13 protein-coding genes are annotated in these 12,500 nt (G+C 73.2%); 8 read left to right on the top strand and 5 right to left on the bottom strand.

The window, feature by feature from the left end:
• Positions 1–94 precede the first annotated feature (94 nt).
• The 3 genes from ACFY3L_RS43640 to ACFY3L_RS43630 are packed head-to-tail and all read right to left on the bottom strand — an operon-like array spanning position 95 to position 2,335.
• Positions 95–1,324 carry a nucleotide disphospho-sugar-binding domain-containing protein gene (locus ACFY3L_RS43640; RefSeq protein WP_389338862.1) on the bottom strand — a complete coding sequence of 410 codons (1,230 nt, stop codon included), beginning with the start codon at positions 1,322–1,324 and terminating at the stop codon, positions 95–97.
• Positions 1,321–1,905 (bottom strand): TetR/AcrR family transcriptional regulator, encoded by a 585-nt coding sequence (locus tag ACFY3L_RS43635; RefSeq protein WP_389338859.1) that lies wholly within the window; start codon positions 1,903–1,905, stop codon positions 1,321–1,323. Before ACFY3L_RS43635 ends, ACFY3L_RS43640 begins: the two co-directional genes overlap by 4 nt.
• Positions 1,906–1,942: 37 nt before the next feature.
• A complete protein-coding gene (locus ACFY3L_RS43630) occupies positions 1,943–2,335 on the bottom strand; it encodes a winged helix-turn-helix transcriptional regulator (protein ID WP_389338856.1) in 393 nt (130 codons plus the stop codon).
• Between the two features lie 77 nt (positions 2,336–2,412).
• Between ACFY3L_RS43630 and ACFY3L_RS43625 the strand changes: the two genes are divergently transcribed.
• On the top strand, positions 2,413–3,228 hold the full coding sequence (locus ACFY3L_RS43625) for an SDR family NAD(P)-dependent oxidoreductase (RefSeq protein ID WP_389338853.1): 816 nt from the start codon (positions 2,413–2,415) through the stop codon (positions 3,226–3,228).
• Here the strand turns inward: ACFY3L_RS43625 and ACFY3L_RS43620 are convergent.
• Positions 3,216–3,758 (bottom strand): hypothetical protein, encoded by a 543-nt coding sequence (locus tag ACFY3L_RS43620; RefSeq protein ID WP_389338850.1) that lies wholly within the window; start codon positions 3,756–3,758, stop codon positions 3,216–3,218. The genes ACFY3L_RS43625 and ACFY3L_RS43620 overlap by 13 nt on opposite strands.
• Before the next feature lie 462 nt (positions 3,759–4,220).
• On the opposite strand from ACFY3L_RS43620, the gene ACFY3L_RS43615 reads away from it, so the two are divergent.
• From ACFY3L_RS43615 to ACFY3L_RS43590, 6 genes are read left to right on the top strand one after another with little or no spacing between them, the layout of a single operon-like run.
• A complete protein-coding gene (locus ACFY3L_RS43615; RefSeq protein ID WP_389338847.1) occupies positions 4,221–5,174 on the top strand; it encodes an NAD-dependent epimerase/dehydratase family protein in 954 nt (317 codons plus the stop codon).
• A gap of 14 nt (positions 5,175–5,188) precedes the next feature.
• Positions 5,189–6,163 (top strand): glycosyltransferase family 2 protein, encoded by a 975-nt coding sequence (locus ACFY3L_RS43610; RefSeq protein WP_389338844.1) that lies wholly within the window; start codon positions 5,189–5,191, stop codon positions 6,161–6,163.
• A complete protein-coding gene (locus ACFY3L_RS43605; protein WP_389338841.1) occupies positions 6,160–7,344 on the top strand; it encodes an ATP-grasp domain-containing protein in 1,185 nt (394 codons plus the stop codon). Before ACFY3L_RS43610 ends, ACFY3L_RS43605 begins: the two co-directional genes overlap by 4 nt.
• A complete protein-coding gene (locus tag ACFY3L_RS43600; protein WP_389338838.1) occupies positions 7,341–7,991 on the top strand; it encodes a hypothetical protein in 651 nt (216 codons plus the stop codon). Before ACFY3L_RS43605 ends, ACFY3L_RS43600 begins: the two co-directional genes overlap by 4 nt.
• Entirely contained in the window at positions 7,988–9,241 is a 1,254-nt protein-coding gene (locus tag ACFY3L_RS43595) for a hypothetical protein (RefSeq protein WP_389338835.1), read from the top strand. The genes ACFY3L_RS43600 and ACFY3L_RS43595 overlap by 4 nt, the downstream gene beginning before the upstream one ends.
• An 11-nt stretch (positions 9,242–9,252) precedes the next feature.
• The gene (locus ACFY3L_RS43590; protein ID WP_389338832.1) at positions 9,253–10,272 is read left to right on the top strand and encodes a hypothetical protein; all 1,020 of its coding nucleotides are present in this window, start codon (positions 9,253–9,255) and stop codon (positions 10,270–10,272) included.
• On the opposite strand, the gene ACFY3L_RS43585 is transcribed toward ACFY3L_RS43590, so the two are convergent.
• Positions 10,244–10,813: a GNAT family N-acetyltransferase gene (locus tag ACFY3L_RS43585; RefSeq protein WP_389338895.1), complete on the bottom strand. Its 570-nt coding sequence runs from the start codon at positions 10,811–10,813 to the stop codon at positions 10,244–10,246. The two genes, ACFY3L_RS43590 and ACFY3L_RS43585, sit on opposite strands and share 29 nt — an antisense overlap.
• Positions 10,814–10,971: 158 nt before the next feature.
• Between ACFY3L_RS43585 and ACFY3L_RS43580 the strand changes: the two genes are divergently transcribed.
• Complete coding sequence (locus ACFY3L_RS43580; protein WP_389338829.1) at positions 10,972–12,372, top strand: ISNCY family transposase; 1,401 nt, start codon at positions 10,972–10,974, stop codon at positions 12,370–12,372.
• Positions 12,373–12,500: the final 128 nt, after the last annotated feature.

Here is a 12,500-nt window from a genome sequence, read left to right as displayed (position 1 = left end):
GCAGCACAACCACGCCCACCAACCCGACCATCAGCCACCATCAATCAACAGCCATCACAAACCACCACCAGCAAGATCAGCGGTGGATCGAGGCTTAGACCGCCGGCTGCGGCCGCTGCACGGCGACCTCCTCGGCGGCGTCGGCGAACCGCTCCGCCGCCCGGGCGGGGTCGACGCCGGCCGCCACCGTGCGGGCCCGGTCGCGCAGCCCCAGCGCCGTGTCGACGGCCGCGGCGAGCCGGGCGGAGGTGAGCCGCTTCGCGGGCAGGATCACGCCGGTGCCGGCCTGCTGTACCCGCCGGGCGACCTCCGGCTGGTCCCGCCCCCAGGGGACGGCGACGACCGGTACACCCGCGGCGACGGCCTTCGTGACGATCCCCATGCCGGCGGGGCACACCACCGCGGCGGCGTGCCGCAGCACGGGCCCGTGGGGGACGAACCGCTCGACCCGCACATTGGCCGCGGTCGGCAGGGTCCGGGAGGCGTACGCGTCGGCGAGCGTCACCAGCACGCGGACCGGCTTGTCCCGCAACGCCTCCACGGCCTTGACGGCGAGGTCCTCGTCGCCCAGGTAGTGGGTGGAGCAGGTCACCAGGACCCACGGGTCGCCGGGCTCGAGCAGCCAGTCCGGGGTCGAGGCGGGCGGGTCCCACACCTGCCCGCCCACCATGCGGACGTGCGCGGGCAGGTCGGTGCGCGGGTACTCGAGCGGCGCGCCGGTGAGCACGATGAGCCGGTCGGGGAGCCGGTAGTACTCCAGCGGGCTGCGCAGCACGGGAAGTCCCTCGGCGACGCGCAGCGTGTTGAGGCCCGGCAGCATGTTCTTGCCGAACACCCGCTCGACGACCTTCCACAGCATCGCGTCCCGGACCGCGCCGAGCGGGCCGCGCTTCGGTGCGAGGCCGATGCCGTACGGCGGGATCCCCTTGCCCTGCATGGCGAGGATCGACGGCACGGTGATCGCCCAGGGCAGCCCGGTCGCCTGGGCGGCGGTCGCGGCGCCGTAGGTGTTGGTGTCGACCAGCAGCGCGGTCGGTGCGACCTCGGCGACCGCCCGGCGCAGGTCCTCGGCCTCCCACGCGCCGCGGGCGAACAGGTCGGCCATGCCGTCGACGCCGTCGGGACCGCCGGGCCGGCGGACCGACGCGGTGATCCGCTCGTCGACGGGTTCGGCGTCCAGGCCCTCGGCCCGCAGCCGGTCGACGAGCTCCGGCGCGGTCCGCACGTGCACGGCGTAGCCGCGCTCCCGGAGGCGCAGCAGCCCCGGCACGAGCGGGAAGACGTGCCCGGCGGCGGGCGGGGTGTAGACCAGGTATCGGTTCATGATGGTTGTCCTTTATCGGCTGAGATGACGGATCGGATGAGCAGCGCGACGGTCGCCTCGGCGTCCTCGACGCTGAGACCTTCGTGCTTGGTGAGGACCAGCCACAGCTCGACGCCGGTGACGCCGACGAGCCGGCTGAACGTGCGGGGATCGAGGCCCGGGAAGGCGGCGGCGAGCCAGCCGCGGTGCGCGACCCGGCCGCCTTCGGCGTTGGCCTTCAATGCCGGCGAGCTGTCCTCCTGGGCGAGGTTGCGCTCCAGCAGCAGCGCCCACCGGCTGTAGTGCCGCCGGAACGCGGCCGCGACGAGGTCCGGGTCGGGCCCGGGCGGTGCACCGAGGTCGGCCGCGACCTGCGGGGCGACCCAGGCGCCGACCGCCTCGACCAGGCCGTCCTTGGTGCCGACCCGCCGGATCACGGTCTGCAGGCCGACCCCGGCCCGCTCGGCGACCGCGGCGAGGGTCACCTGCTCGAACGGCCGCTCCACGAACAGTTCGAGGGCCGCGGTCAGGATCCGCTCGGTGTTGCCGGAGGCGGACTCGGCCCTGGCGCGCTGCCGGTACGGACGGGCTGGCGTATTCACGGTATGCACGTTACCGCGAATTGGAGCGACGTGGCGGTCAGCTTCCTGACTGCGGTGCGGAGCTGTTGCGCACCGCCCATGCGGCGAGGGCCGACAGCGGCTCCAGAAGGCTGGCACCGAGCGGGGTCAGCCGGTATTCGACGCTCGGCGGCAGGGTCGCGAACACCTCGCGCTCGACGAGCCCGTCGGCCTCCAGCGTGCGCAGCGTCCGCGTCAGCATCCGCTGGCTGATGCCTTCGACCGCGCGGTGCAGCTCGTTGAAGCGGAACGGCCGCCGCGCCAGCAACGACAGCACCACCAGCGTCCACTTGTCGCCGAGCCGCCGCAGCAGCTCGGTGACCGGGCATCGTTCGTATTCGCCGCTCGGCACCGGCACCGGGAGTGCGTGGTCCCGCAGCGAGGCGGGTACGTCGGTGTGCGCAGTGGACATCACAGTGCCTTCTTCCGCCGCCCCGGCCGGCCCGCCGAGGATGAGCCCGTCAGCAACCAACCGTAGTGGGGGCGGAGATGGGCGTGGTCGTGGTCACCGGCGGCACGAACGGCATGGGACGCGCGTTCGCCCTCGGGCGTGCCGAGCGCGGCGACACGGTGGTGGTGGTCGGTCGCAGCCGGGAGCGCGGTGAGGCGATGGCGGGCGGCGCGATCACGTTCCTGCCCGCCGACCTGAGCAGCGTCGCGGAGAGCCGGCGGGTGGTCGAGGAGGTCCTTGCCGCGCATCCGGTGGTGGACGCCCTCGCGCTGTTCGCCAACGCCGTGTCGGCGCGGCGCGAGGTGACCGCCGACGGGTTCGAGCGGACCTTCGCGCTGTACTACGTCAGCCGGTACCTGCTGAGCTTCGGCCTCCGTCCGGCGCTGGACCGGGCGGCCCGGCCGGTGATCGTCAACGTCGCCGGCGTGGGGGTCACCAAGGGTGCCGTGCAGTGGGCCGATCCGCAGCTGTCGACCGGCTACTCCACGGTACGGGCGCAGCTGCAGGCCGGTCGCGCCAACGACCTGCTCGGTGCCGGCTTCGCGGAGCGGTCCGGCAGCCGCGCCCGCTACGTGCTGTATCACCCGGGGTTCACCCGCAGCGGCGACCGCTCGGGCCTGCCGCCGGTGGTCCGGGGGCTGCTCGCGGTCGCGTCGCTGGCGGCCCGGCCGGTGGCCGCCTCGGTCACGCCGATCCACGGATTCGTCGACGGGCCGCCGGCGGACGCGCTGACCGCGGTCGACCGCGACAAGAAGCTCCCGCCGGACTTTCCGACCCTGGACGCCGGCGCAGCCGCCCGGCTGATGGATCTCACCGAGCGGCTGCTGTTGGGAGTTGGCGGTCAGGCGGCGTAGTCGACCAGGTCGCCGCCGTTGAGGACGGAGCGGAGCCGGGACAGGTCGATGCCCTTGTCCTGCATGCGTTTCACGACGTCGGTGGCGCTGCTGCCGCGCAGGGACTCGCTGTCGGTCTCCAGCAGGGTGCTGAGCTGTTGCAGCTTCGCGTCGTCCGACAGGCCGGCGGCGCCGCCGCGGGGGCCGCCGGGCGGCGGGCCGGGCGTGCCCTTCTGCGCGGCGATCCGCTCGGCGACGGCGTCGTCGTCCTGCTCGACGGACGCGGAGACCGCGGTGGCCGCGCTCGCCGGCTTGCCGGCCTTGATCGCGGCGATCAGGTCGTCGTGCGAGACGCCCTGCTCCTCCGCCACCTCCGACAGGCTCTGTCCGCTGTCCAGCTTGGCCTTCAGCTGGTCGCCCGACAGGCCGAGCGCCTTGGTCACCGCACTCATCGGGTCCTGGTTGTCCTTCGGCGGCGGCGGGGGTCGCAGCGCCGCCCGCTGGCTGGCGTACGAGCCCGAGATGCCGCTGATGCCGTTGATCGAGGTCACGTGTGCTCCGTCCGTGGTGCCATGCAGCCGGGCACCGATCGGCCCGGCGGGCTCAACTTCGACCACCTCCCGGTGGGGCGGAGCGTTTGCCAGGGTTTTGCCAGGGATCACAGCGATCCGGCGGGACGCGGCGGTCCGGCGCGGGCCGGTCGAGGCGCGCAAACGCCATCGCTTCACGTAAATTCCGTCAGATCGTGGACAACGTCGGCAAAACGATGCCTCACATACGGCGAAGTCAATAAATCTTTCTTCTCGCACTGTGATCACTGGCGCTTGGAAGGTAGATTGCGACCGCGGCGTAAGGACGAGATCACTCGGGACGAAGATCGCTGTCCTCATCGTGTTTGTGCTGTTCAACGGCGTTCCGAGATGGGGCACCACCCCGTGGCGGGAGCCGCCGAAGCCTGCCGTGGGCGAGGACCCGCCCATCGAGTGAATAGGAAACGGCCAATGAAGATCGGCGTGACCGGGGGTAATGGCTTTATCGGGCGGTACGTCTGCGAGGAGATCGAGGCGAGAGGGCACGAGGCGCTGGTATTCGATCACCACGCGCACGCCCGGCGCGGTCCCGAGGCACCCGGGCGCGAGACGATGCTCGGTGACATCCGCGACGCGACCGCCATGGTCGAGCTCGCCGCCCACTGCGACGGCATCATCCACCTCGCCGCCGTGCTCGGCACCCAGGAGACGATCCTGAACCCGCGCCCGGCCGCCGAGACGAACCTCGTCGGCGGGCTGAACTTCCTCGAGGCGGTCACCCAGTACCAGCTGCCGGGCGTCTACATCGGGGTCGGCAACCACTGGATGAACAACAGCTACTCCATCTCCAAGACCGCCGTCGAGCGGTTCGTGTCGATGTTCAACGCCGACCGCGGCAGCCGGGTCAACGTGGTGCGCGCCGTCAACGCGTACGGGCCGCGCCAGCTCGCCGCCGCGCCGTTCGGACCCGGCAAGGTCCGCAAGATCACCCCGGCGGTCGTCTGCCGCGCGCTGTGCGGGATGCCGGTCGAGCTCTACGGCGGTGGCCACCAGGTCTCCGACATGGTGTGGGTCGGCGACGTCGCCAAGGCGCTCGTCTCCGCGTTCGAGGCCGCCGAGGCCGGCACCGTCCTGGACCACGTGGTGGAGTGCGGCCCCGTCTCGTCGACCACGATCCGCCGCGTCGCCGAGATCGTCATCGACCAGTGCGAGCGCAAGGGCTACCCGCGGGTCGAGATCGTGGACCTGCCGATGCGCCCCGGCGAGCAGGCCGGCGCCGTCGTCAGCGCCGACGCCGAGACGCTGCGCGCCGTCGGCGTCGACCCCGCCGGCCTCGTGTCCCTCGAAACGGGCCTGGAGCGCACCGTCGACTGGTTCATCGCCACCCAGGGCGAGCACTGGACCGCCCCCGAGCCGCTCGCGCTCGCCGCCCGCTGAACCCCGCCGGTCCCATGCACCCGTTAGGCCTCACCGCCGTCGTGCCCTGCTACGACGAGGCGGACAGCGTCGCGCAGACCCATGCCGAGATCGTGGCCGCGCTCGGCGGCTACGACCTGGAGATCCTCTTCGTCGACGACGGCAGCGGCGACGGCACCCTCGCCGAGATCCAGCGGCTCGCCGCCGCCGACGACCGAGTCCAGTACCTGTCGTTCAGCCGCAACTTCGGCTTCGAGGCGGCGTTCTCGGCCGGCTACAAGTACGCGCGGAAGCCGTGGCTCGTGCACCTCGACGCCGACCTGCAGTTCCCGCCCGCCGAGGTGCACGCGCTGGTGGAGCGGGCCCTGGAGGGCTTCGACGCCGTGTTCGGCGTGCGGCGCACCCGGCACGACCCGTGGCACCGCCGGTGGGGCGCCGCCTGCTACCACTGGCTCGGCCGGCGGCTGCGCGTCCGCATCCCACCCGGCGCGACCACGTTCCGGGTGCTGCGCACCGAGCTCGCCCGGCGGGTCGTCGAGCTGCGCCTCGGCACGCCGTACTTCCTGGCCACCGTGCCGCTGCTCACGTCGAGGATCGCGACCGTGCCGGTCGAGCACCGGCAGCGCACCCGCGGCACGTCGAAGTTCCGCCTCGGGCGGCTCATCGGGCACGCACTGGAGCTGTACGTCGCCTTCTCCCGCCGCGCCGTGCACTGGGTCGCGATCGTGCTGCTGCTCGCCGCGCTCGTGACGGCCGGGCTGGCGGCCGCCGCGTTCGCCGGCTGGATCGGCGCCGCGGCCGCGATCGGCGGCGCGCTGCTCGCCGAGTGCGTCGCGCTCGCCGGCGCCGCCGTCACGCTCCGCTACACGGTGCTCGTCGCCGACGCGCAGCCGCGCCCCGCCATGTTCTACATCCGCGAGGCGTCGATCCCGGTCGACGCCGCCGACGAGCTGTTCCCCGGCGCCAGAGCGGCGCTGCACATCCCCGTACAGCGTGGAGACGCCGCATGAAGAGCCTGCTGATCCTGGGTGCCGCCGACGGTGCGATGGCGACCTACCGCACCGCCCGGGCCCTCGGGTTCCGGACGGTCGCCGTCGACCTGCGCGACACCGCGCCGGCCGTCGCCCTCGCCGACGAGCTGCTGCCCGTCAGCACCCGCGACGTCGCCGCCCTCAGCGGGATCCTGCGCCGGCGCACCGACATCGCCGGCGTCCTCGCCCCCAGCAGCGACATCGCGCTGCCGACGCAGCTCGCGCTCGCCGAACGGTTCGGGCTGCCGTGCGGCCTCACCGAGGAGACCGTCGCGGCGTCGGTGGACAAGCGCCGCTTCCGCGCCGTCTGCGACGAGCTCGGCCTGCCCGGGTACCGCTGGGTCGACGGCACCGACTGGCGCGGCGCGGGCCTGCGGTTCCCGCTCGTGGTCAAGCCCGCCGACGCGCAGAGCAGCCGCGGCGTGACCCGCTGCCCCGACGAATCCACAGTGGACGCCGCGATCGCCGAGGCGGTGCGCTTCTCGTACGGTGCCGGGATCGTCATCGAGGAAGAGGTCCAGGGGCAGCACTGCGGCTGCGAGTGCGTCATCGACGGCGGCCGGGTCGTCTTCATGGCCCTCACCGAACGCCGGCTCACCCCGCCGCCGCAGGCGACCACCACCGCACACATGCTGCCCGCCGACGTCCCCGACGGCACCCGCGAGGCGCTCGTCGCCGACGTCGACGCGATCTGCGCCCGGCTCGGGTACCTCCGCGGCCCGCTCAACCTCGACCTCGTCGTCGACGCCGGCGGCCGGCCCCGGCTCATCGAGATGGGCGCGCGCACCGGCGGCGACCCACTCGGCGAGCTCGCCAGGCACGGCTACGGCGTCGACCCGATCGAGGCGTCGATCAGCGTCGCGGTCGGCGCGCCGCTGCCACCGGTCCCGCCCGCCGGGATGCCGCACCCGGTGATGGTGCAACTGCTGAACGCGTCTGACACCGGTACGCTCGCCGCGATCCACGGCGTCGACGAGGCCCGCTCCTGGCCGGAGGTGCTCAGGATCGCGCTGCTGGCCGAGCCCGGCCGTGCCGTCACCTCCACCATCGACCTCACCAGCAAGCTCGGCTACGCCCTGCTGACCGCCGACACCCCCGCGCAACTGCGCGCCGCCGCCGACCGGCTGCTGTCGACCGTGCGTTTCGAGGTGCGGCCGTGAAGCGCTTCTTCGGCCTCGTCGCCGCCACGCTGGTCTCCGGGGTGCTGCTGGTGGCGCTCGCCCCAGCCGGCAAGCAGCTCGACTCGCTGTGGCTGTTTCTGGCGTACCTGCTGCCCTTCGTCCTCGCCGCAGAGACCATCGCCGCGCTGGACCCGGTGTGGCTGCGCCGGTGGCGGCTGCCCGAGGTCGTCGGGGTCCTCACGTTCGCGGCCGTGTTCTGCGGCTTCGTCCCGCGCATGTTCGACCGGGTCATCGCGGACGACTTCGAGGGCTTCTACTCGCTGGTCCGCGTGCTCGCGCCGCTGCTGATCCTCGCGTTCGCGCTGCACCAGCGGCTGGGCGGCTCGGCTGCGGCGACCGTGCGCCGGATCTGCTACGCGAGCATCCTCGTCATGCTGTCGGGGCTGGAGGACCTGTCGTTCTGGCTGTGGCGCGGGCAGTCGGTGCCGCAGCGGTGGGACTGGGCCGACCACATGACGGTCCGGCTCGGCCATGTGGCGAGTCGCACGGAGGCGTACATCTTCATCGCCGCCCACCTCGTCGCGGCGGTCGCGGTGCTGTGCTGGCCGTCCCCGCGCCGCCTGGTGGGCCCGCCGTCCGGTGCTGACGCCGCGCGCGGCGGTGGCACGCTCGCCGACCGGTCATGACCCTGCTCGCACCGGAGGCCGGGCCGCGCACCGCCGCCCCTGGCGGCGGGATGATGCTGGCGCTGTTCGCCGGCCGCGGCGCGTTCCGGGCGACCGGCCAGCTCGCGCCGCTGGTGCTCGCCGTGCCGTGGGGCGCGGCCCGCTTCGCCGACTACGCCGGCGCCGTCGGCGTGTCGGCATGGACGGTGTTCGTCGCCGCCAGCGGCGAGAAGGCCGCCCTCAAGCTGGTGCCGCGCACCCGCCGCCTCGGCGCGCTCGTGGCCGGGGTCGTGCTGCGGGTCGCCGCGGTGCCGGTCTCGGTCTCCGCGGTCGCGTTCGTCGCCGCCATCCTCTCGGGCAGCGGCCACCTCCGCGTGGTCGCCGCCGCGCTGCTGTGGTCCGCCGCGCTCGGGCTGCTGCAGCTCGCGGTCGGCCTGCACCGGGTGCGCGGCCACCCGCGCACCGACGTGGTCACGTTCGCCGCGATGACCGGCGCGCTGCTGACCTCGTCCGCCGTCACGTTCCACTTCGCGTGGCCGCCGCTGTGGCAGCTCACCATGCTGGCGTCGGCGGCGCTCACCGCCGCCGCGATCCTGCTGTGGCGCCTGCCGTCCGGCTGGTCGGTGGGTGCCCGGGGCGTCGTGCCCGCCGTGCGGCGCCGCCGGGTCGCCTGGCTGGTGCTGCGGACCTGCGTCCTGCTCGGCCTGCCCGAGCTGATCGCCGGCCTCTGCCTCGCCGTGTGCTACCTGGCCCTGCGCATCGCCGGTCACGGCACCGAGAGCGGCCCCTTCTACGTCGCCGTGACCGCGTCGGGCTTCTGTTCGGCGGCCCTCACGTACCTGCTGCGCCTCCGCCAACCCGTGACCTCGCTGCGGCTGCGCGGGCCCGCCGGCCGGGCGGGACGGGCGAAGGCCCGGCGGCTCCTGCGGCTCGCGGTGCTGCTGTGCCTGGCCGGCCTGCCGCTGCTGGTGCTCCTGGAGCCGGGCACGCTGCTGCTCGCCCTCCTCACCTGCCTGGAGACGCCGCTCTTCGCGCTGGTTGCCTACGCCGGCTACCTGGTGGAGAACACCGACGGCCGGTCGCCCCGCCTCACCGCGGCCGCCGCGGCCGTCGGGCTCGTCGTCGTCGCGGTTTCGGCAGCTGTACTGGTCCCGCCTGCCGCCTCCTCCGGGGCCATGGCCGCGCTGCTGCTGTCCGCGGGAGCGAGCGCCCTCAGCCTCGACGCCGGCCTCAGCGGCCGGTGGCGTCGCACAGCTCCGCACGGGGGATGAAGATGGTAGATGTGACAGCGATCAGGGAAGGCCTGACAGTCGACGTGCACGACCCGGCCACCGACCCGGAGCCCGCGGGCTGGGACGCCCTGCGTGCCCGCGCCGGCCTGCGCGCCAACTGGGCGTGGCCGGTCATGCGGGCCGGGGTGCGCTCCGGCGGCGACCCGATGCTGCTCGCGGTGCTGTCCGATGTGGAGGGACCGGTGGGACTGGTCGCCGCGTCGGTGGTTCCTCTGCGCCGCCGTGTGTCCGGGCACGGGTTTCCGCGGCTCGGCTACCTGCACGTGCAGGCGCCGCAGAGCAGCGCGGTGCCCGGATTCTGGTTCGCGCCGTCCACAGTGGACGCACGGGTGCCGCTGGTGCGGGCGTTCCGGCGCGCGGCCCGGCGGACCCTCGGGCCGGGCGTCCGGGGTGTGCTGTGGCGGCAGCTCGGCGAGGACGACGACGCGTGGCTGCCGCGGCCGCGGTACACCAGGCACACCGAGCCGCTCGCTGTGCTCGACGCGCCGGAGTCGGTCGACGCGTGGCTCGCCGGCCTGGGCCAGAAGCGCCGGGCGAGCGTGCGCCGCACCCAGCGGCTCGTCGCCCGCGACCCCGACCTGCGGGTGTGCACGGGCAGGGTCGGTGAGGTGGTCGCCCCGGCGGAGCTCGCCCACCTGGCCCGGCTCAACTTCGCCAAGCACGCGGCCGGCGCCGTCGAGCTGCGCAGCGGCCCCCGCTCGGAGGTCTGGCAGGAGGCGGTGGCCGGCCGTGACGACGTGTGCGTCGTGGCGTACCGCGACACCACCGGCCGGCTCCTCGGCGCCGCGACGATCCTGGACGACCCGGCCTGGCCGGTCTGGCTGTCGTGGGGCGCGCTGCCCGTCGAGGACGGCGGCCGGCGCCACCTGTACTTCGACCTGTTCCGCCGCCTCGTGGAACGCGTCGTCGACCGCGGGGCGCGCGGCATGATCCTCGGCAAGGGTATGTCCGAGCTGAAGTCCGACCTCGGCGCCCACCTCGTCACCCAGCACGCCGCCGTGACGGCCTGACCCGCGAACTCGCCTGATCCGGCCGACCAGACCGGATCTGAGTCCCGCTTGCCCGGCGCGTCGTCGGTGTTGATGAAGGACGGATCTGGCTGCCGGCACGACCGGATCGGCCCTTGGAACAACGCGACGGTGGTCGCGGGTGGGTGGCCTGGTAGGGCAGGTCGGGGCCGTCTTCGCCGCCGTGGTCCAGGTGGGGGGCGCGGTGCAGGCCGATTCTGGTGGCGACCCGCTGGGACGCCAGGTTGTCGGGGCGGACCCGGGCCACCAGGGGCAGGTCCGGGCGGTGCCGGGCGGCCCACGCGACAGCCGCCGCCGCGGCCTCGGTGGCGTAGCCCTGGTGCCAGGCGGTGGGTGCGAGACGGTAGAACAGGTTCAGTGCCGGTTCGCCGAGCAGCGGCATGATTTTGAGCCCGCAGAAGCCGACCAGCGCCGGTGGTGCGGAGGCCGGCGCGGTCAGCACGGTCCAGTAGCCGAGACCGTGGCGGTCCCAGTCGGTCGTCCAGTGGTGCAGGCGTTCGAGCGCCTCGGAGCGGGTCCGCAGGCGGTCGCCCGGGCTGTGCAGGCAGTCGAGGGGGTCGTCATCTGCTTCAACCTGAAAAAGTAGATCGACGGTTGTAGGCGTGTCCGGCTGTGCCGGATACGCCTGGCTATCACAATGAGAGTTGACAGGAAGTCGTTGGCGCGCAAGGGATTGCGGTCATGCTGCGGACGTGGAACATCCAGCCGTCGTTGTGGGAGTCGGTGCTGCCGGAGGTGTGCCTACGGTTGCCTGCGGAGCTGGAGCGGGTCGATGCGTGGCTGGACGACGAGCGGTTCTTTGCCCCGTTCGTGCCGCACTTCTCGGCTCGGATGGGCCGGCCGAGCGTGCCGATGGAGACCTACCTGCGGCTGATGTTCCTCAAGCATCGCTACCGGCTCGGCTATGAGTCGCTGTGCGCCGAGGTCTCCGACTCGATCTCGTGGCGCCGGTTCTGCAGCATCAACATCGACGGCCGAGTCCCGCACCCGACCACCCTGATAAAGATCACCACCCGGTGCGGTGAACACGCGGTGGCCGAGCTCAACGAGCAACTCCTGGCTACGGCGGTCGAAGCGGGGGTGGTGAAGACGGGCAAGGTCCGCGCCGACACCACCGTGGTGTCGGCGAATGTTGACTACCCCACCGGCACCGGGCTGCTGGCCCGGGCGGTGCGCCGCATGTCCGGTCTCGTGCGCCGGATCCGGGCGGTCGGCGCCGCGCCACGCACCCCGTTTCGGGACCGCACCCGCGCGGCAGGACGGCGGGTCCGCTCAATCGCGGCGCACCTGCGGCTGCGCGGCGCGCAGGCCCGCGAAGAGGCGCAGGCCACCGTCACCCGGATCACCGCCGAACTGGCCGGGCTGGCCCGCCGCAGCGCCGTCGAGGCCCGGGTGGTGCTGCGCAACGCCCGCCGTGGCCTGGCCCGGGTGACCGGTCAGGCCAGGGGCCGGCTGCGTCGCGCCGTCAACGAGCTGGCGGTCATCATCGAGCGCACCGACCGCGTGATCACCCAGGCGCGGATCCGGCTGGCCGGCGGTACGCCCGACTCGGCAACCCGCCTGGTGAGTCTGCACGACCCGGACGCCCGCCCGATCGCCAAGTGCCGCCTCGGTAAACCTGTCGAGTTCGGCTACAAGGCGCCGGTCATCGACAATGAGGACGGCATCGTCCTGGACCACAACGTCGAGGAGGGCAACCCGGCGGACGCCCCGCAGTTGGCACCCGTCATCGAGCGGATCACCGACCGCACCGGCCGGCCGCCGCGTGCGGTGGCCGCGGACCGCGGCTACGGCGAGGCCGGTGTCGAACAGGATCTACACGACGCCGGCGTGAAAACCGTGGCGATTCCGCGTAAAGGCAAGCCTGGCACCGCCCGCCAAGCCCACGAGCGACAACCCGGCTTCGGGCGAATGGTCAAGTGGCGAACCGGCTGTGAAGGACGGATCAGCCACCTCAAACACCGCTACGACTGGGACCGCACCCGCCTCGACGGCCTGTCCGGCGCCCGAATCTGGTGCGGCTACGGCGTGCTGGCCCACAACCTCACCAAGATCACCGTCCTCGCTGCCGCCAACACCTGAAACCCAAGCCCCACAAGCAGACCAAGCCGCCGCGAACGCCGCCACCACGCGCCACCCGCTACCCCAACCTCACAGACGAATCCGATCCAAGGATCGAGGCTTAGGTGATTTCTGAAGCGCAGACGCGC

Origin of the sequence: Dactylosporangium sp. NPDC000521 (genome assembly GCF_042898305.1) — a bacterium.
In the GTDB taxonomy this organism is placed as follows: domain Bacteria; phylum Actinomycetota; class Actinomycetes; order Mycobacteriales; family Micromonosporaceae; genus Dactylosporangium.
This window is presented reverse-complemented; position numbering and strand designations above follow the sequence as displayed.

Bases quoted from the DNA above. Each gene is read 5' to 3' on its own strand.
- ACFY3L_RS43640 (WP_389338862.1), bottom strand. From the start codon at position 1,324: ATGAACCGATACCTGGTCTACACCCCGCCCGCCGCCGGGCACGTCTTC.
- ACFY3L_RS43625 (WP_389338853.1), top strand. From the start codon at position 2,413: ATGGGCGTGGTCGTGGTCACCGGCGGCACGAACGGCATGGGACGCGCG.
- ACFY3L_RS43595 (WP_389338835.1), top strand. From the start codon at position 7,988: ATGACCCTGCTCGCACCGGAGGCCGGGCCGCGCACCGCCGCCCCTGGC.
- ACFY3L_RS43605 (WP_389338841.1), top strand. From the start codon at position 6,160: ATGAAGAGCCTGCTGATCCTGGGTGCCGCCGACGGTGCGATGGCGACC.
- ACFY3L_RS43580 (WP_389338829.1), top strand. From the start codon at position 10,972: ATGCTGCGGACGTGGAACATCCAGCCGTCGTTGTGGGAGTCGGTGCTG.
- ACFY3L_RS43610 (WP_389338844.1), top strand. From the start codon at position 5,189: ATGCACCCGTTAGGCCTCACCGCCGTCGTGCCCTGCTACGACGAGGCG.
- ACFY3L_RS43630 (WP_389338856.1), bottom strand. From the start codon at position 2,335: ATGTCCACTGCGCACACCGACGTACCCGCCTCGCTGCGGGACCACGCA.